21 protein-coding genes, 2 tRNA genes, 2 rRNA genes, 1 other RNA gene and 2 pseudogenes (1 of these 28 running past the window's edge) are annotated in these 26128 nt (G+C 54.1%); 20 read left to right on the forward strand and 8 right to left on the reverse strand.

The features are described from left to right. Positions 1 to 5 precede the first annotated feature (5 nt). From HCG48_RS12950 to HCG48_RS12980, 10 genes and pseudogenes are all read left to right on the forward strand, one after another. Complete coding sequence (locus HCG48_RS12950) at positions 6 to 617, forward strand: DUF192 domain-containing protein (protein ID WP_246260057.1); 612 nt, start codon at positions 6 to 8, stop codon at positions 615 to 617. Positions 618 to 886: 269 nt separating this feature from the next. Further along, the gene (locus HCG48_RS12955) at positions 887 to 1045 is read left to right on the forward strand and encodes a hypothetical protein (RefSeq protein ID WP_168569535.1); all 159 of its coding nucleotides are present in this window, start codon (positions 887 to 889) and stop codon (positions 1043 to 1045) included. A 442-nt stretch (positions 1046 to 1487) separates the two neighbouring features. Continuing rightward, positions 1488 to 1703, forward strand: a complete 216-nt coding sequence (locus HCG48_RS12960) for a DUF2949 domain-containing protein (protein WP_168569536.1) — start codon at positions 1488 to 1490, stop codon at positions 1701 to 1703. 307 nt (positions 1704 to 2010) lie between these two features. After that, on the forward strand, positions 2011 to 2136 hold the full coding sequence (locus HCG48_RS26485) for a hypothetical protein (RefSeq protein WP_281362123.1): 126 nt from the start codon (positions 2011 to 2013) through the stop codon (positions 2134 to 2136). Between the two features lie 35 nt (positions 2137 to 2171). Next, positions 2172 to 3353 (forward strand): 5-(carboxyamino)imidazole ribonucleotide synthase, encoded by a 1182-nt coding sequence (locus HCG48_RS12965; RefSeq protein WP_168569537.1) that lies wholly within the window; start codon positions 2172 to 2174, stop codon positions 3351 to 3353. A 135-nt stretch (positions 3354 to 3488) separates the two neighbouring features. Further along, positions 3489 to 3695, forward strand: a pseudogene (locus tag HCG48_RS26040) (recombinase family protein); the annotation flags it as partial. A 2-nt stretch (positions 3696 to 3697) separates the two neighbouring features. Beyond that, a complete protein-coding gene (locus HCG48_RS26045; RefSeq protein ID WP_246259541.1) occupies positions 3698 to 4285 on the forward strand; it encodes an RNA-guided endonuclease InsQ/TnpB family protein in 588 nt (195 codons plus the stop codon). 18 nt (positions 4286 to 4303) lie between these two features. Continuing rightward, positions 4304 to 4774, forward strand: a pseudogene (locus tag HCG48_RS26050) (RNA-guided endonuclease InsQ/TnpB family protein); the annotation flags it as partial. 308 nt (positions 4775 to 5082) lie between these two features. Then, positions 5083 to 5267: non-coding RNA, 6S RNA (gene ssrS / locus HCG48_RS12975), on the forward strand. 207 nt (positions 5268 to 5474) lie between these two features. Next, positions 5475 to 5822 carry a hypothetical protein gene (locus tag HCG48_RS12980; protein ID WP_168569538.1) on the forward strand — a complete coding sequence of 116 codons (348 nt, stop codon included), beginning with the start codon at positions 5475 to 5477 and terminating at the stop codon, positions 5820 to 5822. A gap of 63 nt (positions 5823 to 5885) precedes the next feature. On the opposite strand, the gene HCG48_RS12985 is transcribed toward HCG48_RS12980, so the two are convergent. Both HCG48_RS12985 and HCG48_RS12990 read right to left on the reverse strand, forming a co-directional pair. After that, positions 5886 to 8375 carry a heavy metal translocating P-type ATPase gene (locus HCG48_RS12985; protein ID WP_168569539.1) on the reverse strand — a complete coding sequence of 830 codons (2490 nt, stop codon included), beginning with the start codon at positions 8373 to 8375 and terminating at the stop codon, positions 5886 to 5888. A gap of 380 nt (positions 8376 to 8755) precedes the next feature. After that, complete coding sequence (locus HCG48_RS12990; protein ID WP_168569540.1) at positions 8756 to 10294, reverse strand: glycosyltransferase; 1539 nt, start codon at positions 10292 to 10294, stop codon at positions 8756 to 8758. A gap of 223 nt (positions 10295 to 10517) precedes the next feature. On the opposite strand from HCG48_RS12990, the gene HCG48_RS12995 reads away from it, so the two are divergent. Beyond that, positions 10518 to 10901 (forward strand): DUF4346 domain-containing protein, encoded by a 384-nt coding sequence (locus HCG48_RS12995; protein WP_168569541.1) that lies wholly within the window; start codon positions 10518 to 10520, stop codon positions 10899 to 10901. 78 nt (positions 10902 to 10979) lie between these two features. On the opposite strand, the gene psb32 is transcribed toward HCG48_RS12995, so the two are convergent. Further along, positions 10980 to 11738, reverse strand: coding sequence for a photosystem II repair protein Psb32 (gene psb32, locus HCG48_RS13000; protein ID WP_246259543.1), 759 nt, complete (start codon positions 11736 to 11738; stop codon positions 10980 to 10982). A gap of 139 nt (positions 11739 to 11877) precedes the next feature. Here psb32 and HCG48_RS25470 point away from each other — a divergent pair, with 139 nt between their 5' ends. Beyond that, on the forward strand, positions 11878 to 12042 hold the full coding sequence (locus tag HCG48_RS25470; RefSeq protein WP_210437026.1) for a hypothetical protein: 165 nt from the start codon (positions 11878 to 11880) through the stop codon (positions 12040 to 12042). Between the two features lie 5 nt (positions 12043 to 12047). Continuing rightward, positions 12048 to 12911 carry an SDR family oxidoreductase gene (locus HCG48_RS13005; RefSeq protein ID WP_320415737.1) on the forward strand — a complete coding sequence of 288 codons (864 nt, stop codon included), beginning with the start codon at positions 12048 to 12050 and terminating at the stop codon, positions 12909 to 12911. Positions 12912 to 13178: 267 nt separating this feature from the next. Here the strand turns inward: HCG48_RS13005 and HCG48_RS13010 are convergent, their stop codons facing one another. Continuing rightward, on the reverse strand, positions 13179 to 13397 hold the full coding sequence (locus tag HCG48_RS13010) for a hypothetical protein (protein ID WP_168567316.1): 219 nt from the start codon (positions 13395 to 13397) through the stop codon (positions 13179 to 13181). A 140-nt stretch (positions 13398 to 13537) separates the two neighbouring features. Then, positions 13538 to 13762 carry a hypothetical protein gene (locus HCG48_RS13015; RefSeq protein WP_168571874.1) on the reverse strand — a complete coding sequence of 75 codons (225 nt, stop codon included), beginning with the start codon at positions 13760 to 13762 and terminating at the stop codon, positions 13538 to 13540. Positions 13763 to 13881: 119 nt separating this feature from the next. Between HCG48_RS13015 and HCG48_RS13020 the strand changes: the two genes are divergently transcribed. Then, positions 13882 to 14190 carry a hypothetical protein gene (locus HCG48_RS13020; protein WP_168569543.1) on the forward strand — a complete coding sequence of 103 codons (309 nt, stop codon included), beginning with the start codon at positions 13882 to 13884 and terminating at the stop codon, positions 14188 to 14190. Here the strand turns inward: HCG48_RS13020 and HCG48_RS13025 are convergent. The 3 genes from HCG48_RS13025 to HCG48_RS13035 form a co-directional block, all read right to left on the reverse strand. Next, a complete protein-coding gene (locus HCG48_RS13025; RefSeq protein ID WP_168569544.1) occupies positions 14187 to 14441 on the reverse strand; it encodes a DUF1816 domain-containing protein in 255 nt (84 codons plus the stop codon). The genes HCG48_RS13020 and HCG48_RS13025 overlap by 4 nt on opposite strands. 85 nt (positions 14442 to 14526) lie before the next feature. Next, positions 14527 to 14907 carry a response regulator gene (locus HCG48_RS13030; RefSeq protein ID WP_168569545.1) on the reverse strand — a complete coding sequence of 127 codons (381 nt, stop codon included), beginning with the start codon at positions 14905 to 14907 and terminating at the stop codon, positions 14527 to 14529. 216 nt (positions 14908 to 15123) lie between these two features. Then, the gene (locus tag HCG48_RS13035; protein ID WP_168569546.1) at positions 15124 to 21024 is read right to left on the reverse strand and encodes a PAS domain S-box protein; all 5901 of its coding nucleotides are present in this window, start codon (positions 21022 to 21024) and stop codon (positions 15124 to 15126) included. A gap of 866 nt (positions 21025 to 21890) precedes the next feature. On the opposite strand from HCG48_RS13035, the gene HCG48_RS13040 reads away from it, so the two are divergent. From HCG48_RS13040 to HCG48_RS13065, 6 genes are all read left to right on the forward strand, one after another. After that, on the forward strand, positions 21891 to 22379 hold the full coding sequence (locus HCG48_RS13040; RefSeq protein WP_168569547.1) for a hypothetical protein: 489 nt from the start codon (positions 21891 to 21893) through the stop codon (positions 22377 to 22379). Positions 22380 to 22479: 100 nt separating this feature from the next. Beyond that, positions 22480 to 23718, forward strand: coding sequence for a BaiN/RdsA family NAD(P)/FAD-dependent oxidoreductase (locus tag HCG48_RS13045; RefSeq protein WP_168569548.1), 1239 nt, complete (start codon positions 22480 to 22482; stop codon positions 23716 to 23718). Between the two features lie 345 nt (positions 23719 to 24063). Beyond that, a 16S ribosomal RNA gene (locus tag HCG48_RS13050) occupies positions 24064 to 25553 on the forward strand. Between the two features lie 131 nt (positions 25554 to 25684). Beyond that, a tRNA-Ile gene (locus tag HCG48_RS13055) sits at positions 25685 to 25758 on the forward strand. A gap of 12 nt (positions 25759 to 25770) precedes the next feature. Then, a tRNA-Ala gene (locus tag HCG48_RS13060) sits at positions 25771 to 25846 on the forward strand. Positions 25847 to 26014: 168 nt separating this feature from the next. Further along, a 23S ribosomal RNA gene (locus HCG48_RS13065) occupies positions 26015 to 26128 on the forward strand; it runs 2775 nt beyond the window's last position. The 16S and 23S rRNA genes sit together here with 2 tRNA genes alongside, the layout of an rRNA operon.

The following is a 26128-nucleotide window of genomic DNA, read 5'->3' on the forward strand; positions in this document are numbered from 1 at the left end:
CGGTTGTGGTGTTGAAGTGGCTCAAGTCCCGTTTTTCCGAGGAAGTTGGCGGCGATCGCCCGATCGCCCTGCTGCGAGCTGTAACGATGGTTCTACTCTCTGTGAATTTGTTCGGCTGCACTCCCCCCGCCACCTCGGGAGAACCGACGCCGGAGCCTCCGGCGCCTTCTCCTTCGCGCGATCGCACTCCCACGTTGGGTCAACGGCTGCCGATCGAAGCGACATTGAAGGTCGGCGAGGTGGAAATCGAACTCGAAGTGGCGCGATCGCCCGCCCAAAAGGCGATCGGCTTGATGCATCGCGACCGTCTCGACCCCAATCGCGGCATGTTGTTTCCCTTCGACCCTCCCCAACCCGTGACCTTTTGGATGAAAAATGTCTCGATTCCGTTAGATATGCTGTTTTTGCGCGACGGTCGCGTGCAGGCGATCGGCGCCAATATCCCCCCTTGTACTGAAGACCCTTGTCCCACTTACGGCCCGCCCCCGGAAATTCTCATCGATAACGTCATCGAGTTACCCGGCGGTCGCGCCGCCGAACTCGGGATTCGCGAAGGCGATCGCCTCACCGTCGAATGGATCGAGCGCTCCCCCTCCCCCACGGACGATCGACCTTGACAATTCCTTTACAAAACTTATTAAAATTACTTTAAAATAAGAATGTTTACGTCTGTACAAGATCGTAGCGCTTTGTTAAGCTGTCTATCTTAGTGGCCTTTTCTCAGAGAAAATTATCACGATAATTTAGCTCTCGACAACCTCATCTTGAGGTCGAAAAAGCGAAGGCCAAACACACGAGGGTCAAAGAATCCAAAACCTCTGGCAAACACCTTTGTAGGGTTAAATTCTCCTCGCGATCGAGGGCTACAAAGCACCTAATTTTTAAAGTGTGTGAGAGAGGGGTTCGACCCCGCGTCCGACCCTGGAAGTTCGACCTCGTCGAAAGCCAAATAGGCTCTCAACTGCGAGGGATTCCGACGCCGGGCGATCGCGCTTCAGTAGAAAAGCTGATTCAGCCGAACCCGAACCAACAGGAAAATCTGTAAATCTGCGGATGCACTTCCTTAAAGAAAGTGCTGCAGTAGTAATGTGTAGTCTCGTTACTTCGCTTCCTCCGGGCGAACTGACGAACCGGACGAAGCTGAGGACGGCACGCTCCACCGCGATCGCGAAGTTGTGAGGCTGAAGGAACGGCAAAGCTAGCCCGAACAGCTCGATAAGGCAAACTTTGCAGGCCGCAAGTGACTTCCATCTCGCTCGGATCCGGCGATCGCCAGGGTTTCACCGCGAAACTAACCTCGTTCTCCTCGCCTCCGGCGTTCCCCAGAGCGCTCCCAGGCGAGGAACAGAAACCCACTCGCCACTCTCGCTACGACCCCGTACCCGATCGAGTGGACGGATCGAACAGTGGCTACACCCCATCCAGTTAACCCAACTGGAAATGACAAAATTTGGAGGTCAACCGAATCGGGAGGCAAATGAAGCTCAATGGCACCGACAACTTATTCTAAATTTATCGAATTTCTACAAGACGATTTGGCGATTTCTGCGTCGGCGATCGCGTTTGCCGAACGCATCTGTCACGATTTTACCCTGCGCTATCGGGAAAAAGATCCGACGCCCTTGCCGATGGTTCTTTGGCAATACGGCTTAGTCACCATCGAACAACTCGATCGCATTTTTGATTGGCTCGAAACCGCTTGAAATTCGATCGCTTGACTCCTCTAAAATCGATTGACCGATCGGCAAAGTTTTAGGAGTATTCATTCGATGGATTTTTCAATGCACTCATGGTTACCTTGTCTCACTGGAATCACGATCGCGAACGACAAAAGCGGGTCGATTCATTCGCCCGCTTGCTCGTTCTGTTAGGGCGCGAGACCGCTCCGACGTCGCTAAGCGCAAAGCGCGAAGCCATGGCTCAGGCTAGAGCGATGCCATAGGCTATACGCGAACGCCGCTCGAAAAGAAGATTAAGCTCGGCGTCGTTGACGCCCTAACCTTTAAAGCTTTGAATTCCCCATCCATATGCCCCATCCGACTCGCTGGCGATCGCCCCGACCGTCGTCCTCTTCAACCTCAAAGTCGCGCGATCGATCGCACGGTCCGGGAACTAGCCAGTGCCGCCGAGGCGTGAAAAACTGAAAGATGGGAATGTAGTCGTGAAATCAGATGGATCGAACAACAGCAATCGAACGAGTCGGCGCGATCGGCGGCGGACAGCTTGCATGGATGATGGCCAGTGCCGCCCGAGGCTTGGGCCTCCAACTGGCCGTTCAAACCCCTAAAGCCAGCGACCCGGCAGCCCCAGACGCCGCCGAAGTCATCTTAGCTGCGGTGGATGACGCCGAAGCGACCGCCCGACTGGCCGCATCTTGTCAAGTGATTACCTTCGAGAACGAATTTGTCGATTTGCCCGCCTTATCTCGATTGGAAGCGCGAGGGGTTTGCTTCCGTCCGGCATTGTCGGTCTTGGCACCCCTGCTGGATAAATACGAGCAGCGTTGTCATCTTCAAAAGATGGGGTTGCCCGTTCCCGCCTTTACGATCTTAGAAACTGACCCGAAAGAACCTGGGGCGATCGCCACGCCCGCCGAGAATCCCCTGGGATGGCCCGCCGTCATCAAAGCCCGCCGTCACGGCTACGACGGGCAGGGAACCGCGATCGCCGCCGACGCCGCCGCCTTAGACCGAATATGGCATCAGTGGGGGCGCCCCTCCGTCGTACTCGAACAATTCGTCCCCTTCGAGCGCGAATTAGCCGTCGTCGCCGCCCGCAGTCCCTCCGGCGAGATCGCCATTTATCCCGTCGTCGAAACCCAACAAGAACGGCAAGTTTGCCGTCGGGTTCTCATTCCCGGGGATTTGAGCGAAGCCGTCACCCACAAGTGCGAGGCGATCGCCCGTCAACTCCTCGAAAGCTTAGATGCCGTGGGCGTTTTCGGAATCGAGCTGTTCCTCGAACCCAACGGCCAAGTATCGGTCAACGAAATTGCACCGCGCACCCACAATTCCGGGCATTTAACCATCGACGCCTGCGAAACCTCCCAATTCGAGCAACACTTGCGAGCCGTGTGCGATCGGCCCTTGGGGTCTACCGCCTTGACCGGAGTTGGCGCGGTCATGGTCAACTTACTCGGCTACGAAGATTCCCACAGCGACTACGCCGAGAAACGCCGACAACTCGCCGCCGTCGAAGGCGCCCGAGTCTACTGGTATGGCAAAAATCAATCCCGTCCGGGCCGAAAATTAGGACACGTCACCGTTGTCCTGACACATACGCCCTCCCCATCCTTACGAGAGCAGAGTTTGGCGATCGCCCGCCAACTCGAATCGATCTGGTACCCAAGTTGAACCCCAGAACATCAGCCCTTCGACCCTTGCCCATTGGGGGGAAGAAGCTGTAACTAAATAATTTAACACCTCTGGATATTATTACCGGATTGGGTAATAATTTGTGGGGAGTCTAGATCGGGAGAATGATATGGAATTGTATTCGCTATGTGTGAAGAGTTTGAAACTGAAGTGGTAATTATCAACAAATCCCCCTCCAGGGTGAATTTCGAGCAAGAGTTGGTAACAGACATGCTTGAACTAATTACCCTGTTCTCTGCACGTCTTTAAGGTTCTCGTTCCCATAAGAACAAGAAGCTGATTGATAGCATGGCCAAAGCGGTGGAGGATGTATACTCCTAGGTTTGAAGACTGAACTGAAATTAAACAATTCCGAGCGAACAGCATTAGCCAAACACGCAGGAGTCGCCCGTCATGCTTGGAACTGGGGACTAAACTTAACCAAACAAATACTAGAGTACAATCGGAATAATCCAGAGGATAAAATTAAGTTTCCCACAGCGATTGACCTGCATAAGTGGCTGGTGACCATGGTCAAGCCCGAATGTCCCTGGTACTACGAAGTCAGTAAATGCGCTCCTCAGTACGCTCTCAAACAGTTGTCCGACGCTTGGAAACAAGCATTCAAGAAAGTTAAGAAACCACCAAGGTTTAAGAAAAAAGGACGTGCTGACAGTTTCACGGTTGATGGTTCGCTCTCAGTTGACCGTTTTCGAGTTAAAGTTCCTGTGATGGGCTGGCTTAAAACATTCGAGCGCTTGCCTACCGAATATCAACCTAAGTCCTTCACAATTAGTCGTAAAGCCGACAGATGGTTTATTAGCTGGAAAATTGAAGTCGAGCCAACCAATGAGCCTAAAACCCATGCTGTTGTTGGCGTTGACTTTGGGGTTAAATCCCTGGCTATGCTATCAACGGGTGAGGGAGTTTAAGGGGCTAAGAGTTATCGCAAACACGAGAAAAAACTCTCACGATGGCAATGGCTGAATCGTCATAAAAAGTATGGTTCGGCCAATTGGAAAAAAGCCCAAATCAAGATAGCCCGCTTGCACCGAAAAATAGCTAACATCCGAAAAGACACATTACATAAGCTTACGACCTATTTAGCCAAAAACCACAGCCGAATAGGGATTGAGGATTTAAATGTCTCTGGTATGTTGGCCAACCACAAGTTGGCTAAAGCGATCGCCGATATGGGCTTCTATGAGTTCAGACGGCAGTTGGAGTACAAATGCCAGTTGTATGGAGCCACCTTAATTGTGGTTGACCGATGGGATCCTTCAACCAAGACCTGCTGTAGATGTCACGCCAAAAAAGACTCAATGTCCTTGTCAGAAAGAGTTTTCCGGTGTGAAAACTGTGGTCTGGAAATTGAGCGGGATTTCAATGCCGCCATTAATTTGGAGATCGCCGCCAGTTAGGTGGTGTTAGCCTGTGGACTGGTGAGTGCCGACACTACCAGGATGAAGCAGGAAGTAGGTTCCAAAGATGTCCACTTGTGGGTGGCTTTGGGTAAGTCTTATGTAACGGTTGGGCAAACATTGATCTCTCCCTAAAGCTTGTGTTAAACTCAGGTCGTAACCCAGGGACTCTGGGGAACGGAAACCGCCTGTCAAGTCGGGCTGTCGGAGGTCTACAACCTCGATAAGTGGCATGGGGCAGGAAAGCTCGATCGCGAGGTCGGGAAACCCGTGCCGTACCCCTCGGGTCGGCGTCGGGAGGATGTCACGTTCTACTGCAACGTTGGTGACTGCCAATATTGTTTTGCGATCTATAGCTTTATGTAAAAGGGAACCGATAAAGCTCGGACGGCAGTAAACCGAGCCTGGTACTCGGAAACTTCAAGTCCAGAGCATTGGTCCCCACCTGGTTTTCCAGGTCGAAAACTGCGGCAAGACGGCGTTGCGGGGAACCGCATCCGATTCGATGAATCGATTGTATTTCCCTTGGCAATTCGACAAGGGAAATTTTCAGTTTCTGGGGAAATCAAGATCGACTGGGCGCGCTGACGCCGCTCGAAGCGTCCGAGGCTCGAACCCCGTCCCCAGACATCATCCCGAACTTTCACAGAAGGTTCGGTATGATGATGAGGATATTGATGTCAAGTCCCCGGAGTTGCCTATGGCTCGCTACACTGGCTTATTTATTGTTGCCGTCTCTCCCGATCTCCTCCGGCAATCGCTCATCGAGATCTTGCAAGAGTGCCATTTAGATGTCATCTACGATACGGGGGATTACATCATGGCCAGAGAAATCCCGGGGGAAGTCCCGTTTGGCAAGTTGGTGACCGTCGAAGTCTTGATCGATAGACCGATGGACACGCCGGACGAGGTGCGGATGAATTTCGTGATGAAAAACGAAGAATTGCCCCTGCAATTAGACAATCACTGTCGGCAAATGTTTGACAGTTTATCCGAGGCGATCGCCGAATCCAACGAATGGCAGTTGCTCGAAACGGCTGCCGGATAACCCCCCACGGCGAACCCCGACCGTGGTTTCGACCCGATCCCCGGCGGGGAACGGCCCGAGCATTCAGGATGCCCCTACAGTCTCAACCCCCTGAATGCTTTTCGATCGCGATCCGCCGTTGGCGTCGCTTCGCGAACGCCAATAACGCAAGAGTAAAGAGTTCGTCACCACACTCACCGAACTGAACGCCATCAACGCCGCCGCCGCCGACGGACCGAGGAGAATTCCGAAACTCGGCAGCAAAACCCCGGCGGCGATCGGAATGCCGATCGCGTTATACCCGAAGGCCCAGACCAAGTTTTGACGAATTTTGGCGAAGGTCGCCCGACTCAGTTGGATCGATTCGATGACATCGCCGAGGTCGTCGCGGACTAATACGATTCCCGCCGTTTCAACCGCCACCTCGGTGCCACTGTGCAAGGCAATCCCGACATCGGCGCGCGCTAAAGCGGGGGCGTCGTTAATACCGTCCCCGACCATGGCCACCCGTCGTCCGTTTCCTTGGACTCGGGCGATCGCCTCCGCTTTTTCACCGGGGCGCACCCCGGCAAAAATGGACTCCGGCGCGATCGCCAACTCTGCCGCGATCGCCCGCGCCGTTTCCGGACGATCGCCCGTCAGTAACATCACTTGCAAGCCCAAAGCACGGCAACGGTCTACCGTGGAACGCGCCTCGTCGCGCAGGCGATCGCGGGCCGCTATCAGCCCGAGAAAATCGCGATCCGCCGTTGGCGTCGCTTCGCGAACGCGGGCGATCGCCACCACCGTTTTGCCCTCGTTCGCCAGTTTTGCAGCGCGATCGCGCCATTCCTCGGGAATCTCGACCCCGTGGCGTTCCAGCCACTCCCCCGTCCCGAGATACACCGTCACCCCGTCGTTCGCGAAGCGTCTCCCCAGGAGAATCGTCGCTCTGACCCCGGATCCCGCTTCCGTGTGAAAGTCCGCCGCCGGGAGCAAGCTCAACCCCTGTTCTCGCGCGGCGCAGGCGATCGCTTGTGCCAGGGGATGAGTGGTGCCGCTTTCCACCGTGGCGCCCAATTGCAGCAGGGCGCGATCGTCGTACTCCGGTCTCGCACTCAAACAGTCAGTCACCTGCGGTCGTCCGGTCGTCAGCGTCCCCGTTTTATCGAAAATGACCGTATCGACATTGGCGACTCGTTCGAGGATATCCCCGCCTCGCAACAGCAGACCGCGCTCGGCGCCCACCCCCGTCCCGACGAGAATGGCGGTCGGCGTCGCCAATCCCAAAGAACAGGGACAGGCGATGACCAACACTGCGATCGCTAATTTCAAACTCAGCAATAACGGCGAGGTCGAATGAGCCATTGCATGAACGAGATCGCCTCCCATCGCCAGGGGGTAACTCGCCACCGCACTCGGATCGAGAACGTGCGGCCAAATTTGGGTTCCCGCGACCGACCAGAACAAGAAAGTCAGCAGCGCCACCGAGATCACCCCATAGGTAAAATATCCGGCCACCGTATCCGCCAGGTGCTGAACCGGAGCTTTACGGGTTTGAGCGTCTTCGACCGCCGCCACAATGCGCGCCAGGGTCGTTTCGGCCCCCGTGCGAGTGACGCGCACGAGGATCGCCCCGGATTGGTTGGTAGTTCCTCCCGTCACCGGATCGCCGACTTGCTTGAGTACGGGAACCGATTCCCCGGTCAGCATCGACTCGTCCGCCGTGGTTTGACCGATCGCGATTTCTCCGTCGGCGGGAATGGTTTCTCCCGGTAAGACCTGTAGGTATTCGCCGACGCGAACCCGCGCTGCGGGAATGTCGATCGCCGTCTGTCCGATTTCGAGGCGATCGTCGTTTTCCTCCGGAAAGACCAAGCGCGCCGTTCTCGGTTGTAAGGCGACCAGCGATCGCATAGAACGGGCCGCCCGCCGTCGCGCCAGGCTTTCGAGGGTTCGTCCCAGCAGGATAAAACCGAGTAACATCACGGGTTCGTCAAAAAAGCATTCCCAACCGAGGGAGGGGAACCATAAGGCGATACAACTGGCTCCGTAGGCGCTGACGGCGCCCAAGGTGACCAGGCTGTTCATGTTCGGGCGGTTGCGGCGCAAACTCTGCCAGCCGTCGATCGCGATCTCCCGCGCCGGAAAGGCGATCGCCGCCGTCGCCAAGGCCCAGTGAAACCACATGTTACTCAGGGCGTCGAGAATGCCGAGATGTCCCAGCCCCGAGAGCAGGATCGGCACTCCGGCGAGACAGACTCGGACTACCCCCGCGCGAATTTCCTGGCGTTGGCGTTCGTCTTGAGCGCGGTAGGCATCTTGCAGGTCGTCCCCCTGTCGGATTTGCGTCGGAAACCCGGCTGAGGTGAGCTTGGCGGCCAGTTCGTCGGGGTTGGCGCGATCGGGGTCGTATTCCAAGGCGGCGACTTCTGTGGCGAAATTAACGCGCACGGAGCGTACTCCCGGTTGTCCGGCGAGTTGTCGTTCGACGGCTTTGACGCATCCGGCGCATTTCATCCCGGTGACGTCGAGGGCGATCGTTTGGCTTGGGGTTGGAGTTGGGGCAATCCGGGTTTCTGAAACAGTTGGCATGAGGCTGAAATCGCTTTCAATACTAGGATTAATCGGGGTTCGGTCTCCGAGGCGATCGCCCGAGGCTTGTTAATGGAGTTTTGTTTCAGGTTTTTCGATCGTGGACGCCGGGCGATCGCGCGAGGGAGTTCGGGAACGGGTTCGATCGAATAAGCAATATTGGAGTTGATTTTAAGGGAAATCTTAACTGAATCTCGGGCGTTTCAAGGGGGTCGATTCTCGAAAAAGTCAAAATTTTTGTTAAAGTTCGATCGCGATCGCCATCCACCATCAAACTTACAGTTTACCTTTAAAAATATCTTCTCTCGGGAATAGGAGAATTAGAAACTTACGATGACCTTTTACCGAGAGAAGAAAGAGAGAACAAAGGGAAACTGTCGTCAAGCGGAATCGGAACGTTGCGTGTCGCGCTTGAGTTCGACCACTCCATCAAAATAGAGTTTACTTAACTCTTCCACCGAAATATCGTTGGCGATTGTCGGATTGCGGAAATAGTCCGGAATCGTTAACACTTTTGGTGGACGACGGGCACCGGGACTTTCGACAATCTCTTCGATCGATTTGAGATATTCTTGACCCGTACTGTCCCAAGTATAATGATTGAGGACGAGGGTTTGAGCGCGCGATCGCAGGTCTTGCCAAAGTTGGCGATCGGTCATCACCTCTTCGAGACCTCGGGCAATATCGAGGGGATCGCTCGGATCGACTAAAATCCCGTATTCGTGGTCTTTTTGCTGCAAAATATCGCCAATACCGCTATTTTGAGTCACGACCACGGGCAATCCGGCGGCGGCGGCTTCCAAGGGAGCCAATCCGAACGGTTCGTGCAGGGACGTGAGGGCGAACACCGAGCCGCGATCGCCCAAAAAGCGATAACAGGCAGCGAGTGCGGCTTGATCCGGTAGAGAAAAAGCGCTAATTTTACCCCAGAGTTTGTGTTTCTTAACCACCTTACGAATAGGGGCTAAAACTCGTTCGATTTCGTCGTCGGGCGCTTCTTCTTCTAGAGGATTATCCAAGCCGCCTGTAATTAACACTAAATTGGCGATTTCTTGGAGTTTTTTACTAGAAGCAAAAGCTTCGACTAAACCTTGCAGATTTTTCTTCGGTGCGAGGCGACTGGAGGCCAAAATTGCGGGTAAATCTTGGCGGTCTTCGGCGAGATCGCGCTCGCAGCGATCGAGGATGACCTGTTGAATTTCATCCTCGTGGGAGGAGCGCACTTCCGCACTAAAAATCTTGGCATAAACACCGGGATGGATCACGGCGAAGCGGCGGTCGTCACTCGCATCGATCGCCTCTCGATAAGCGCGGTGACTGTACTGCTCGAACCGTTCTTGTTCCGTACTGGTGATATTGACGGCGGAACGGTTCATGCTCAAGCGTTCCGCAATCAGGCGGCGGGTAAAATGAAAATGCCTGTCCATCGATTCGAGATTGTCGGGACTGACATCGAGTTTGTCCATTTTTTGAGCGCCGAGGGAATGTCCGGTGAAGGTAAACGGAATCCCGGTTGCGGCTTCGAGTAAGACCCCGGCGAGTCCGCCATCGCCGTAATGGGCCGTCATGGCGTCGGGAAAGCGCCCTTCGTCGCGGTAGAAGGCGAGGATATTCGGCACCCAATCTTTGACCAAGTAGGGCCAAAGGAGTTCTTTACGCAAGAATTTTTTCGGTCCGGCTTTGAGGCGGACGATGCGGACATTTTTAATTCCAGGATAGGAATCAAAGCGTTCGCCAAATTCGGGCCAATCCGCATCGAGGATGCGACGAGTCAGAATATCGACCTGGTGACCTTGAGCGGCGATCGCGATCGCCACTTGTTTGACGTAGACCAGTTGACCTCCGAAGTCCGGATGTTCGGTCCAATAGCTATCAGCCGGGTCAAAATTCCCCTGGGGGTTGAGAAAAGCAATGTGCATGATGGTTAAAAGTGGAGCGAATGTCTAGATATAGAATACGAGTCGGCGACGGGAGATCGATCGCCCGCAATAATGCAAGTTCGGCGATCGGGGGATGGTGAATGCAGCTCGGACTTCTAGACTATTACAAAGAAAGACCTTTTGCCGCTCGATGGTTCTGTCGTGAACATCCCTCGCGAACGCAAAAGTCGATAGTCTAGAAGTTGAAATTCACGAGAGCAATATGAATCCAAATCTTGAAAACATGACCGCTATTGACGAGGAACTGTCGAAACGTCATATCGATCTCGACCCGGGCGGCTATTTCATCATCTACATCGATCGCGACTCAAACTTGATTTGTGCCAAACATTTTACAAATGTTATTAACGATCGAGGGTTGGCAGTCGATCCGGCAACGGGGAAACCGATTCCCGCACGGGGTAAAGTCGAACGTACTGCCGAAACCCTCTTTACAGGCAGAACGGCTAAAGAACTGTGTGTCAAAATTTTTGAGGAACCTCCCCAATGTCCGGTGACGATGCTCGATCACGCCGCATATTTAGGTCGCGAGTTCGTGCGCGCGGAAATCGCCTTAATCAATGGCGATGAATACGTCCAAGACTGAACCGAGAGATCCTCGTGCAGGTCGGGGGATGCCGCCAAATCGAGGGGCGTGCATCGCCCCTTCCCCGAACGGACGGGTTTAATTGCCAAAAGATTGATACCAGTAGTAAGTTGCCATCGGGATGACGGTGGCTAACAGTAACAGGACGACGACGATGACCGTGGCACTGCCTTGGTCGGTGTCCTCGGCGGAGGTAAAAGTTCCTTCGAGATTGAGCTCGTTATCGACTTCCGGCGGTCCGGGGTCGGGTTGACCGGAAACGACGGCGCTAATGCGATCGCTGGCATCTAAAAAGGCTTGATTGTATTTATTGTCCTGGCGCAAGGGGACTTGAATCGTTTCCGAGGCAATGCTTTCGGCGATCGCCGCGTTGACGGTCTCTCCAACCCCCTCGCCGACGTGGATCGCCGAGTTATTGGTCACCGTATCGACGACGACTAAAATCTGATTGGCACCCTGTTCGGGGGTGGGAAACCATTTTTCAAACAGGGCATCGGTAAAACTTTGGGCAGTTTCGCCGTAGTCCAAACGGTGAATGGTCACGAATCGCATTTCGGTGTCCGTGGCGTCGCGCAATTGCTCGGCGGCGCTGGCGAGTTTGCCCTCACTCAAGCGACTGAGGACATTGCCTTCATCGACCACCCAGGTCGGTTCTCCGGGGGCGAGGTTCGGCATTTCATAAATCCCCGTCGCTCGGGCGGATTCGGGGGCATTCAAGACCAGTGCGGCGAAGGCGACGATCGCGATCGCCACCCGCGCCAGCCATGCTTTCGAGCGATACCTAGTTTCTACGAGCAACTGTTTCATAAAACAAATTCCACAACGGATAGTTTTCATCTCACGAGGGGTGCCGTGTTGGCGATCGCTCCCTGGAATGGGGATTGACCGACCCTTTGAGTCGATGCGATCGCCTCCCTCGCATCGAGCGACTCTTTTGCCCCTCGAATTGGCAATATAGGAAAATCTTATCAAAATCATGGCGCGGGAAACCCCGGACTTCAGCACGGGGATGCGCCTCATACTGAGCTTCGTCCTCGGGAACTCCGGGAATCGCGATCGCCCAGTCTGGCCGCGATCGCCGATAAAATATAACCCGTCGGCCTTGTTTCTCGCTCTGCCGAAAGCAACGAGGGCGAGGTAAAGGCATTGAAAAGCGCGTCAGGAGGAACAGAAAGCTTGAAGATTGCGATCGTCGGTTGTGGTTATGTCGGGCAAGCGATCGCCCGTTACTGGCGCCAGTACGGCCATCTCGTCACCGTGACCACCACGACCCCGCAACGGGTCGAAGAACTTCAATCCCTCGCCGACCGGGTACTCGTAGTCAAAGGGAACGACCCGACGGCGATCGGAACCGCCCTCGAAGGACAAGAACTCGTCTTACTCAGTCTCGGTGCCCGCCAACGGGATGCCTATCGAGAAACTTATTTAGAAACAGCTCGAACGTTAAGCCCTCTTTTGTCTGGCGAGACTTCAGTCAAACAGGTTATTTATACTGGAAGTTATGCGGTTTACGGCGATCGTCAAGGTCAGTGGGTGGACGAAAATACCCCGGTGGCTCCCGCGAACGAAAATGGTGAAATTCTCGCGGAAACCGAACGGGTGTTATTGGCGGGCGATCGCCAGGATTTGGCCGTCTGTATCTTACGATTGGGGGGGATTTACGGCCCCGGTCGCGAAATTGCCAAAATTTTTCGCCCCCTCGCCGGAACCACTCGTCCGGGAACGGGTCGGGAAGTCTCCAACTGGATTCATTTAGACGATATTGTTGCCGCCTTGGAGTTCGCCCGCGCCCACCGCTTGCGCGGGGTTTATAATTTGGTCAACGACACGCCCTTGGAACAGAAAGAGTTACTCGATCGCCTCTGCGAACTCCACAATCTGGAACCGATCTCGTGGGATCCTACGGCGACGGAACGACGACCGTACAACGCCCGCGTCTCGAACCGAAAACTGATCGAAGCCGGGTTTCGCTGTCGCTACCCGCAAACGCGCCTCGATTTAATTCCCTAGTCGCTCTCCATAACAAAACGCGATCGCCGTTCGTGGCGATCGCGCTGATTGTCAATGTATTGTCCTTCGCTTTCCCTTTATTGCCCGTTGAGTCAATACCGCCATCGGGGTTATCCGTCCGCCGATCGCACTGTGATGCTCTTGGAAAGCTAACCTTCTAACGGCATCCTTTCCTTGTTGACTCGATCGAGATCGAATAGTTTTTTAAATCAATTGGAATTTAAAGCTTCTCAAACAGCCGACCTACAGGCCGCCCGAATGAAACCGTCAAGCAATTTGCAGGGCTTTTTGGCGCGAAGGAGCGCTCGAAATTTCTACAAAAAGTTCCCGACGTTGCACTTCTAAACGTTGTAAGTGCTGGGGGCGGGTTCGGATCATCGCCGCTAAATCGGGCATTTCTTGCCAACAATGGGGGCAGAACAGGTAAACACCACTGTGTCTGGCATGGCGGAGTAATTGGCCGGAGCAACAAGGGCAAACGTTCATAGTATCTTAAACCTGATTGACAATTGACAAATGTGAAATGTGAAACTATCCCCAGGCCGTCCGAGTACAACTCGGGAACGATGTAGTCTGGTCTCGAATCCGCATTCGGAGATCGCGAGCGGGCGATCGTCCCACCGGACTCAATTTCGGCGAAGCCGCGCGCTCGACCAATAGAGTTTTTCCAGCCCGACGAGGGCGCCGACGATCGAGAGTTGTACCAACCAAGGAGCGAGGGCAAATCCCCAGATAAAGCAGATGACCGCCGTTAACGCCGCGAGGACAAAAGGCACATCCGCACTGGTTCTTAAATAAATCCAACCGGAACCTAAAGCGATGGAGAGTAAAGTCAGGTAGGCGGCAGGCATATCCCTCAACTCCTGGTCGTAACGTCTGTAGGGGGTGAAGCTCAACTCGCTTCACTCTTGAAGTTAAGGGAAAAATGTGAAGAACCCGTGAAGACTCCGACGGGGATCGCAGAATTTTTGTGTTTGAGGCTACTTTCGCCTGTGGAATTTTGAGGGGAGATCGGCAATTTGGCCGATCGCTGGTTAAAGATTTTTTGGCTGGCGATCCTTGTTTGGAGTTGCTTTACGATCGCCCTCGAAGAGATGGTGGCGACTCGATCGGCGTTATAGGACTTGAAGAATGTTACAGCTTGTCGAGTGAAATTGCAATACTCCGGCTCGGCGATCGCCTCGTCGAGCGCCGAAAGCGCCGAGAACGTAGACGAGGGGGGGGAAGCGCCGAGCAAGACCTAGCACCGTCTCACCCGGCGGCGTCGGCGCGCTCCTAGTCGGGAGTGCCGACGATTGTCAATTCTTGCGGTTGACAACGGCTGACGCACACGGCGATCCCGCAGGCTCCTTCTTCTTCGAGATCGGCAACATAGCCCGGTCGAGCGTCTTGTGCTTGCCTTTTGGTCATAAACGGACCGAAGTAGTAGGTACAACGGGGAGAAGCGGTCACAATTTCGACCCACCACGCGCAACCTTGTCGTTCCAAATAATCCGTGTATTTTTCTTCTAATACTCGTGCCAAGTTCATGAATTTGTTCCCATCGGTTTTAGAGGAAAAAGTCAAGTGCGAAGGCGGCAAGCTAGGGAGGGAATCCTAAAATCTTTACAAAATTTTAGAAATTCCATCCCAATAGTTCCGCCACCTGAGTGGCGAGATTCATCGGATCGAACGGTTTGGCGACGATCGCCGTGACTCCGAGTTCCGCAAAGCGCTGGCGGTCGGCAGATAGCACCTTGGCGGTCAGTAAAATCACGGGAATCTTGGCCGTCTCCGGATTGTCCTGCAGTTTTTTGAAGGTTGACGGGCCATCGAGTTCGGGCATCATGACATCGAGCAAGATCGCGTCGGGTTTCTGCTCACTGGCGACTTCGATCCCTTCCGGTCCGGAACTGGCGGTGAGAACTTGCCATCCCCCGACCATTTCCAAACTTAATTGGGCGACTTCGCGGATATCATCTTCATCATCAATTACGAGAATCCGTTTTCCGTTCACGAGGGATCTTTCTCCTTGTCTCTACGGGCGTAGAAACCGATCGTTCGACAATACAAGGCTTGAGAAAATTCTGGGGAGCGATCGCGGCAAGGGGCGTTCGCAAAGCGTGTCCAGGGGAGAATCGCGCCTGCGGGTTTAGGTTGGCCCGAGGGCATCAGTCGGGGAGCAAGCGGAGTCAATCGCCATTCTCAAAGGAAACTTAGCACAGCTCAAGGGTTAGGAGCGATCGGTTTTGACCATGCGTTCGAGTAAGGCGATCGCGCGGCGCTCGAACTCGTCCGGAGAATTGGTACTCTTGGTCAAAAATTCCGTTTCCCCTAACTTGAGTTGTTCGCGTTCGTTGCGATCGAGAGTCCGAGCCGAATAGACAACCAAAGGCATTCGAGCAAATCGATCGTGTTGCCTGAACCAATCGACGACAGCAAAACCATCGTATTCGGGCAGCACTAGATCCAAGACTAACAAATCTGGAATGACATGTTGGCTGATTTGGATGGCTTCGCGACCCGTGCGCGCGTGGAAGGTTTCAATTCCATGACGTTTGAAGGTCGCCACCAACACTTGAGCCAGATCGGGATCGTCTTCGACAATTAAAACCCGCGCTTTCGCATCGTCTCCCCGTTCTCGGTTCTGCGACTCTGGTTCGGCGATCGCCGCCGTGACCGGACGGAGGCTCTCTTGGAGTGGTTTGCAGATCCATCCCTTCATTTCCGAGAGTCCGGCTGCCTCCCGCACGCAGGAGAGATCGGTGACGAGGGTGACGGGAATGTCCCGAGTTTTAGGATTGTTTTTGAGATGGGCGATCGTTTGCCAGGCGTTCATATCCGACGGGTCGAGATTGAGAAAGATCGACTCGATCGCGAGGGACGAAGCCAATTCGACCACTTCGAGGCTGCTGTGGGCGGCGATCGCCCGATATCCCGCCCGTTCGAGCCATGCGACCAATCGATGGCGACTTTCCTCGTGACGGTCGGCGACCAGAATTAACGGAGGAGAGGGCGGGCTGACCTCCGTAGAGAGCAATGGCGAACTCGGGGGAGCCTCGTTAAGAGTGGGACGATCCAAAGGCAGGGTAAAGGAAAAGCAACTGCCCCGACCGGGTTCGCTTTCGGCCCAGATCCGACCGCCGTGATGTTCGACAATACTGCGGCAAATGGCCAATCCCAAACCCGTCCCGCCTTTTTTGCGCGAGTCCGACGCATCCACCTGTTGGAACCGCTCGAAAATGGTTTCTAATTTGTCGGCGGGGATCCCCCGTCCGCGATCGCGCACTTGAAATAAAACTTCCCGTCTCCTGTCCCCCACGGAGGCGGCGGTGCGATCGCCCTCGCCGTCGGCGGTTTCCCGGGGGAGGGCGTTGCTCACTTGGGCGCTGAGCCATACCGATTCCCCTTCCGGGGAGAATTTAATCGCATTGCTCAGTAAATTGGTCAGGGTTTGGACGACGCGATCGGGATCCGCTTGCATGTGCAGCGAGAGAGGTTCGACGAACAAATGAACCTGGGCTTTTTCGGCGATCGCCCGCATCGCGTCCACCGCTTGCACCATCAACTCCGCCACATTGCAACTCTGATGGAGCATCGAGACCTTACCCGACTGGATGCGCTCTAAATCCAGAATGTCATTAATCAGCCGCACGAGGCGATCGGTATTCGATACCGCAATTTCGAGCATCCGTCTGGCTTTACTCGGCTGACTTTCGAGCAATCCCCCTTGCAGCAAACCCAACGAACCGCGAATCGAGGTCAGGGGAGTGCGCAATTCGTGACTGACCACAGAAATAAACTCATCTTTCATCCGCTCGATCGCCTGTCGTTCGGTAATATCCTTAAACGTCACCACCGCCCCGACAATTTGACTTTGTTCTTGAATCGGCGTACTCATATATTCCACGGGAAAACTGCTGCCGTCTTTACGCCAAAACACCTCATCCGTCCCGTGGTGAACCGAACCATCTTTGAGGGCTGCATAAATTGGCGAATGAATCGGCGGACTCCCCTCTTCCGAGCCGTTCTCCCCGGGTAACGGGGCGAGAATTTTCGCGAGAGGGGCGCCGAGTAGTTCCCCCATCGGATAGCCCAACATTCGCGACGCTGCGGGGTTGATAAACGTGGTGCGTCCCTGACGGTCTACACCGCAAATCCCTTCCCCGGCGGAATTGAGAATCAACTCATTTTGATGGCGCAATCGTTCGAGGGCTTCTTCAACCCGTTTGAGATCGGTAATGTCGCGGGCGATGGTAGACACTCCGGTAATTTTGCCCGTCGTATCCTTAATCGGCGAAATGGTCAGGGAAACGTGAATCGGCTTACCATCTTTGCGGACGTGGATCGTTTCGTAGTGGTCGATGCTCCCCCCTTGCTGAATACGTTTGAGCATCCGCAGCTCGCTCGCCAGTCGTTTCGGTAAGACCAGAATCGAGATCGATCGCCCTTTAACTTCTTCGGCGCTGTAGCCGTAGATGCGACAAGCTCCCGCATTCCAACTCAAGATCGTCCCGTCGAGGGTTTTACCGACGATCGCGTCGTCCGACGATTCGACAATCGAAGCTAAGCGGATTAACTTCTCCTCCGCTTGCTTGCGTTCGGTAATATCGCGAGCGATGATCGCCACCGCCTTGCGCGTCCCGTCGGGATGGAATAAGGGAACTTTGATCGCATCGAAAATCCCCTCGCGTCCGTCCGGTAAGGCGATCGCTTCTTCAATATGAATTAACCCCCGATGCTGCCACGCTCGTTCGTCACTTTGCTGGCAGGTAAACAGGGAATGGCGGTAAAAAGGACTGATTTGAGCTAATTCGGCGTCGGTCTTGCCGCGATAGTCGCGATCGCTCAATTGGAATGTTTCCAACATGGCGCGATTAGCTTCCAACCAAGCGCCGCGATCGTTTTTAAAGCAGACCAAATCCGGCATCGCGTCGATCAAAATCCGAAGCTGTTCTTCACTTTCGCGCAGAGCTTCTTCCGCCGCTTTCCGTTCGGTGATGTCCGTATAAACGCAAATCGACCCCACTCGTTTTCCGCGTTCGTCGCGAACTGTATCCACCCGCAACCAGATCGATACCGTATCTCGTTCCAGGAGGGGACTGGTACCGTGTCCCAACGTTCGTGGAGTGGCGCCGAAGGAGTATCGTGCAGGACTTTGACTCCCCAAGGGGCGACGCTGACACCGGGTTCGCATTTTGACTTCTCCACTCCAGCTTTCCCCTCGTCGGATCGACTCGAAGACCCGTGCTCCTACTTTGGGATCCGCAAATAACACCGTCGGTCCGCCCGCGTGATTGAGTTGTTCGACGCTGTAGCCGAATAATTCGAGAAAGGCGCGGTTGTGGTAGATCGATCGCCCACTGGTATCCGACATCCCGATCGCGTCGCTGGTACTTTCGACCGCTTCGGTGACCCGAATCAGCGCTTCTTGGGCCTGTTCGCGACGTCGGATTTCTTCTTGTAATTGTTCGTTGGTCCGTCGCAATTCCCCGGTACGTTCTTCGACTAATTCTTCGAGATGATGGCGATGGATTTGTAATTCTTTTTCCGCTTGTTTGCGTTCGGTGATGTCTTCGACCATCGCGATCGCGAATTGTGGCTGTTGTTGGCTATCTCGAATTAACGAAAAACTCGCCCGTACCCAAACAATGCGACCGTCGGCGCGCAAATAGCGTTTTTCAATTTGATAGTGTTCGCGATCGCCGTGGAGCAAGTCGCGATACAGTTTCAAACTAATTTCTAAATCGTCTGGATGGACGATTTGAACAAAATTCATCCCTTTGAGGTCGCTCGCCTGATAGCCCAACATCGCATCTAGGGCGGGATTAGTTTGTAAAAAACGGCCTTCCAAATCCACCAATTTCATGCCGATAGGCGCCCCTTCAAAGGTCGTTCGGAAGCGATTTTCACTTTCGCGCAGCGCTTGTTCGGCTTGTTTGCGCTCGGTGATATTGCGGCAGGTATAAAGGAGGGTTCCGCCTTCGATCTCAACTTGCCGGACGCTAATTAATAAGGTTTTCGATCGCCCCCGTTTGTCGAGAATTTCCCACTCGATATTGTGCCAGTCGAGATCGTCATCGGCGGCGGAGCCTTGTCGGTCGAGCAGTTGTTGTTCTTCGCACCAGCGTTCTCCGAGCAAGGCGTTGATATGACCTAATTGATGGACTTCTTCGACGCTGTATTCAAAAATAAAATTGATGTTGGGACAGATGTAAGTAAAGCGACCCGCGTCGTCGGTGGCGAAGACGGCTTCGGAAATATTGCTTAAGGTAATGCGATGGATTTGTTCGCTTTTACGCAATGCGGCTTCCATTTGTTTGCGATCGCGCAAGTCCCGGACGACGGTGAGGACGGAAACTCCCGTCGGATCTTCGGCAATCGGACTGAGAGCGAGTTCTACGGCAATTTCCGTCCCGTCGAGGGCGTGCAGGGTTTGTTCGACAAAGGGAAGGGCGTGTTTTTCACGGATCGCTCGCTCGATCCGTTCTTCGATGTCCCGGGCGTCTTGCTCGGCGATCGCGTCAAAGAGCGATCGCCCCAGCCATTCTTGGGGATCTCCACTTCCGAGTAATTGTGCTCCCGTGGTATTAATGAACTCGATCTGCCCTTCGGTCTGAACGAAAATGGCTTCGGGGAGGAGTTCGACTAATTGCCGATAGCGCCGTTCGCTCTGGGTTAAGGCGGCTTCGGCGAGGCGCCGCGATTGCCAATTGCGTAGGGCGACGATTCCGTAAGCTAAATCGTCGGCGAGTTCTTGCAAACGTTCGACTTCTTCCGGGGTAAAGACATCGGGGCGATCGGCGTAAATTCGCAGCACGCCGAACGTGGTTTGCTCCCCTTGCAAGGGAAGGGCGATCGTCGAGTGCACTCCGCGCGCGATCGCTGCCGATCTCCACGGTTCCCCACTCCGGTCGGCGCCGATATTCTGCACGATCTGAGCTTGACCCCGACCGAGGACAATTTCGTGCAGTTCGCGCCAATTTTCAGGGAAATCTGGCTCCGGTTCGCCGGGTTCCGTGGCGGTTTCGTAGGCCCTATGCACCACCATGGTCAATGGAGATAGAGGATTGTCCGCCCTCGTTTCTTCTGGGGACGATGAGGCATCTGCATGGGGTGGTACTAAGGCGACCCAGGCGCGGCGATAGCCTCCGGTTTCGACGATAATCCGGCAAATGTCTTGCAGGAGTTGGGGTTCGCTTTCGGCGCGGGCGATCGCCTGGTTGCAGTCGTACAGGGTTCGCAAGGCGCGGGTCAACGAACACAGTTCCATTTCGACGGCTTGGCGATCGCTCAAATCGTGGGCGATCGCCGAAAATCCCACCAGTTGACCCGCTTCGTCGTGCAAGGCGGAGATCGTCATGCTCGCCCAAAAGCATTGCCCTCCGGCGCGCACCCGCCATCCTTCATCTTCGCATTGTCCCGCCGTGGCGACCATTTGCAATTCTTGCTGGGGTTTACCCGTGGCGATATCCTCCGGAGGGGAAAAACAAGAGAAGTGGACGCCGATAATTTCTTCACTGCGGTAACCGAAAATGCGTTCGGCCCCTTTATTCCAACTGGTGACTTTTCCAGTGGCGTCGAGCAGGAAAATGCCGTAATCTCGAATCCCTTCGACTAACAGTCGGAATAATTCGTCCGTGGTGCGATCGCTATTTTCGCCGAGCGAGGGAGGAGTCGGTTCGAGGCGCCGATGGGCGATCGAATGCGTAGATACGCCGATCTCAGCGTCTGGATATTTAGCCCGTTTGGAGGACAGGCGATCGACTCGATAGCGCAATTCTTGAGGCTGAATGGGAGCGATTAACAGGTCGTCCCAATGCAGACGATTATCGTCCCGTCGTCGGTGTTCGTCGTCACGGGTGAGGTCGAGAAGGTCGAGTTGGTCGGGGTTGAGGATTAATAAGATCCGTAGGCGATCGAGGAATTGCCCCCTGGCGCGAACCTCTTCCTCGGCGTCATTGGCTTGGAAGATTTCGCCGTCGAGAATGCACAAGTCAACGGGGTTTTCTGTTGCAAGAAACTCCACTTCCGTCGAACTCGACGCGCTGACGATCTCCCAGTTGCCAGCTAATTCTCGCACCAAGACTTGCCGAATTTCTGCATTTTCTACCCAAAGCAAAATTCGGCTCATTGCTCGATTCTCCTCAATTGCGAAAGGCTATTGGTACCGACTTCCCTACAGTAATTGAAGGGGAGAGACGGCTCGAAATGGGTTTCCTCTCTCATGACGCTCTGATTCTGGGTTATTTCCCCGACCCGAATGGCGATCGGTTCGCCAACTCAATACTTAAATCGCAGTTAGTGGAATGAGTTGGCATGTCATTGTATTGAGGATGTATTTGAGCCAAAGTAACGGCCAGATCTGGATTTTCTCATTCCTGGGATGGTGAATTTTCCTTATACTTTAGTTTACTGAGTTGGCGTGGCGATCGCTATGGCCAACCTGTCTGAGAATGCCTATGTTTCCCCCTGACATTCACGAAGTTGACGGCCTCTTGCTAGAATTTTGCCCCGATCGCCTCTAGTTACTTGCAGTGATGGGTTGATGGCTAGAATCTTTATCCCCCCCATCGGCTTACGGCGATCGGGGATTCCCCCCCCTCTAAGTCGGCTGGCGATCGTCCGGTAAACTATTCTCTTGACAGCACTGACACTCGAATTAATGCTCGAAGAGTTTGAATCGGCGATCGACTCTAACTCCGTCTTTTTTACCGAGTCAGGATGGTCCCAATTTCACTTTGGGTCAGTCTCCCTCGAACTTTCTCGGTTTCTCCTCTTCCCGATTTAGAGGCCATGCGATCGCTCGGTGTTTGAATTGGGCTTGGGTTGGTTTGTGTGGTTTTCAAATATATCATCAATCGGGCCATCTGAGTATCGAGAAAAGTTAACGAAAAGTATAAGAAAATGGCTCGCTTCCTTTGGCTTCGCGATCTCGTTACGCTAAATTCGTAACGTCATCGATCGACCTCCGTTAGCTCTCAACCCTTATTCTTACCGATGAAATTTCTAGCCATTGTCATCGAGATTTTCCTTGCAAGTACGATCTCGACCCCTGTATTAGGGCAAATCTCCCCGGATTCGATTCCCTTTCAAGAGTTTGCTGTCGAACAGATTTATCGGGATGCTCCGTCCCCGGTCGATCTGGATAGCGATCCGAGTGCGCGCCAATTCCGCCGCATCATCGAACCTGCGGCGACGGTCGGCCCCAATTTTGCCGGACGGTATACGATTGTCAGTTGGGGGTGTGGCACGGCTTGTCAGGAAATTGCGATCGTAGACGCGGAAACAGGTCAGGTTTACCTGCAACCCATTCGTTCGGAAGTCGGCATTCAATTCCAGCTCGAAAGTCGTCTGCTGGTGGTCAATCCTCCTCAAAATATTCGCAATCTCTACGGGGCGATCGCTCCCCAAGGACTGGCCACTCGTTATTATCTCTGGGACAACAACCGTCTGCAAGAAATTCATCCGTCCAAACTCGATCGCTAAGTCGCACGGGGACTCCTATAATAAGCAGGATGGGGGAGTATCTAACTGCATTGTATTTCCCCGAAACGGCAATCTCATTCCGTCGGAAGATCGAGGAAATTTGGAAACCAAGGACAAGTTAACCGTCGTCGCGATCGGAGGAGGTGCTGCGGGTTTTTTTGGCGCTATTGCTTGCGCTCAAACCAATCCGACTGCAACAGTGACGATTTTAGAAGCCGGACGTCAGCCGTTGACCAAGGTTAGAATTTCTGGTGGCGGTCGATGTAATGTTACTCATGCCTGTTTCGATCCCGCCGTTCTGATCGGACATTATCCCCGTGGGGGAAAGGCTTTGCGCGGTCCGTTTTCTCGTTTTCAACCCCAAGATACGATCGCCTGGTTCGAGGAACGGGGGGTGAGCCTGAAAACGGAAGAGGACGGGCGGATTTTTCCCACGACCGACGACTCGGCGACCATTGTCAACTGTTTGCGCCAAACGGCAGATCGACTGGGAGTGACCCTGAAAACTGGGACGGTAGTGGTTCGAGTGACCCGTCTGGATTCTGGGAGATTCGAGATCGGGTTGAAGTCCGGGGACTGTTTGGAGTGCGATCGTCTGTTATTGGCGACGGGAAGTCATCCTCTGGGATATGCGATCGCGCGATCGCTCGGACATCAAGTTGTTCCCCCCGTTCCTTCTCTATTTACGTTTAATATTGGCGACGAACGCCTGCAAGATTTGGCGGGAATTAGCGTTCCCGTCGCTCGTTTGAAACTTCCAGAGGCAAAATTAGAGCAAGTCGGACCGATTTTGATTACTCATTGGGGATTGAGTGGCCCTGCGGTGTTAAAACTGTCAGCCTGGGGCGCCCGTTTTTTACACGATCGCCGCTATCAAGCTTCTTTGTCGGTGAATTGGATCGGGGATCTGAGTACCGAAAAAACCCGCGAGCGCCTCTACCAGCTCAAAAGTGATTTTCCACGACGGGCGATCGGTACTCATTCGCCGTTTACTCTACCTCGCCGTCTGTGGGAACGGCTAGTTGCCACAACTCCCATCGATCCTCAAAAACGTTGGGCGCAAGTATCTAAAAAAGAATTAAATCATCTCGCCGTTGAACTCACCCAAGGATCTTATCTCATCGGCGGTAAAGGAGTCTTTAAGGAAGAATTCGTCACCTGTGGCGGGATCCCCCTCCCCGAGATTCAGTTCAAGACGATGGAAAGTCGTGTTTGTCCCGGTTTGTTCTTCGCTGGGGAGATTTTGGACATCGATGGGGTAACGGGAGGGTTCAATTTTCAAAATGCTTGGACGACCAGTTGGCTCGCAGGTCGGGCGATCGCTCGCCACGGTCTTTGAGTCCCAACAAGCAGCTATCTCTAACCAAAAGACCCTTGAGTGCCTGAGGCAATCGGTCTGTCAACCCCATCAAAACAAGGCTTCAGAGCAATTTCAATCTCATCTCAAAAAAAAGTTTTTAAAAAGGGTTGACAGAGAAAGAGGGGGTTGCTAGATTAGTAAAGCGCTTGAGAGCGGCAGCGCGCCGCGAGCAAGCGACCGAACCTAGACAACACAAGAGTTTGACAGTCGGATTGACCGACAACAACCTCGTCAAAAGAAACTAAAACAGAGGTCTGTTTTCAGACCTCAAAAACAAGAGCGAAATCAGCTCTTCCTTCAATCCTTTTGTGAAAAGAAGAGGATAACACGGAGAGTTTGATCCTGGCTCAGGATGAACGCTGGCGGTCTGCTTAACACATGCAAGTCGAACGGACTTCCTCGGAAGTCAGTGGCGGACGGGTGAGTAACGCGTGAGAATCTACCTGAAGGATGGGGATAACTGTTGGAAACGACAGCTAATACCCAATAAGCCGAGAGGTAAAAAGGAAACCGCCTACAGAAGAGCTCGCGTCCGATTAGCTAGTTGGGAGGGTAAAAGCCTACCAAGGCAACGATCGGTAGCTGGTCTGAGAGGACGAGCAGCCACACTGGGACTGAGACACGGCCCAGACTCCTACGGGAGGCAGCAGTGGGGAATTTTCCGCAATGGGCGAAAGCCTGACGGAGCAAGACCGCGTGGGGGAGGAAGGCCCTTGGGTTGTAAACTCCTTTTCTCGGGGAAGAAGAACTGACGGTACCCGAGGAAAAAGCCTCGGCTAACTCCGTGCCAGCAGCCGCGGTAAGACGGAGGAGGCAAGCGTTATCCGGAATTATTGGGCGTAAAGGGTCCGCAGGTGGCGGTTCAAGTCTGCAGTCAAAGGTCGGGGCTCAACCCCGAAAAGGCTGTGGAAACTGAACAGCTAGAGTACGGTAGGGGCAGAGGGAATTCCCAGTGTAGCGGTGAAATGCGTAGAGATTGGGAAGAACACCGGTGGCGAAAGCGCTCTGCTAGGCCGAAACTGACACTGAGGGACGAAAGCTAGGGGAGCGAAAGGGATTAGATACCCCTGTAGTCCTAGCTGTAAACGATGGAGACTAGGTGTGGCCTGTATCGACCCGGGCCGTGCCGGAGCTAACGCGTTAAGTCTCCCGCCTGGGGAGTACGCACGCAAGTGTGAAACTCAAAGGAATTGACGGGGGCCCGCACAAGCGGTGGAGTATGTGGTTTAATTCGATGCAACGCGAAGAACCTTACCAGGGCTTGACATGTCGCGAACCCCGGGGAAACCTGGGGGTGCCTTAGGGAGCGCGAACACAGGTGGTGCATGGCTGTCGTCAGCTCGTGTCGTGAGATGTTGGGTTAAGTCCCGCAACGAGCGCAACCCTCGTCCTTAGTTGCCAGCAGTAAGATGGGAACTCTAGGGAGACTGCCGGTGACAAACCGGAGGAAGGTGGGGATGACGTCAAGTCAGCATGCCCCTTACGTCCTGGGCTACACACGTACTACAATGGGAAGGACAGAGAGCAGCAAGTACGCAAGTGCAAGCGAATCTCGAAAACCTTGCCCCAGTTCGGATTGCAGGCTGCAACTCGCCTGCATGAAGGAGGAATCGCTAGTAATCGCCGGTCAGCATACGGCGGTGAATACGTTCCCGGGCCTTGTACACACCGCCCGTCACACCATGGAAGTTGGCCAGGCCCGAAGTCATTACCCTAACCTTACGAGGAGGGGGATGCCGAAGGCCGGGCTGATGACTGGGGTGAAGTCGTAACAAGGTAGCCGTACCGGAAGGTGTGGCTGGATCACCTCCTTTAAGGGAGACCCAACTTTGGAAAAGGGAGAGGCAATCAAGACCCCCCAAAACCAGAGAATCCCGAGGTCGGTCGAGGTTAGAGAAGGAAAATCAGAAAAAGACTGTCAAACTCTTAGTGCGGTTCGCAGCGAGGGCTATTAGCTCAGGTGGTTAGAGCGCACCCCTGATAAGGGTGAGGTCCCTGGTTCGAGTCCAGGATGGCCCACCTAGAACCGGAGGGGGTATAGCTCAGTGGGTAGAGCGCTGCCTTTGCAAGGCAGATGCCAGCGGTTCGAGTCCGCTTACCTCCACCAACCATCGAGTTCAAAGATTAAGTTAGCTCAAAGCGAATTCAACACAGCACCCGTCATCTACAAGTAGAGAAACGGAATGCTGGATTGAAACCCAGCAAAGAACCTTGAAAAAAGCATAGACACCAAGAGAAAAGCATAGGGAAAAAAATCCTAGAACAAGCCAAAAGTGGTCAAGCTACAAAGGGCTAACGGTGGATCCCTAGGCACGTCGAGGCGAAGAAGGACGTGGTGACCGACGAAACGCTCCGGGGAGCTGGAAACAAGCATCGAGCCGGAGGTCTC

The organism is Oxynema aestuarii AP17 (assembly GCF_012295525.1).
Classification (GTDB): domain Bacteria; phylum Cyanobacteriota; class Cyanobacteriia; order Cyanobacteriales; family Laspinemataceae; genus Oxynema; species Oxynema aestuarii.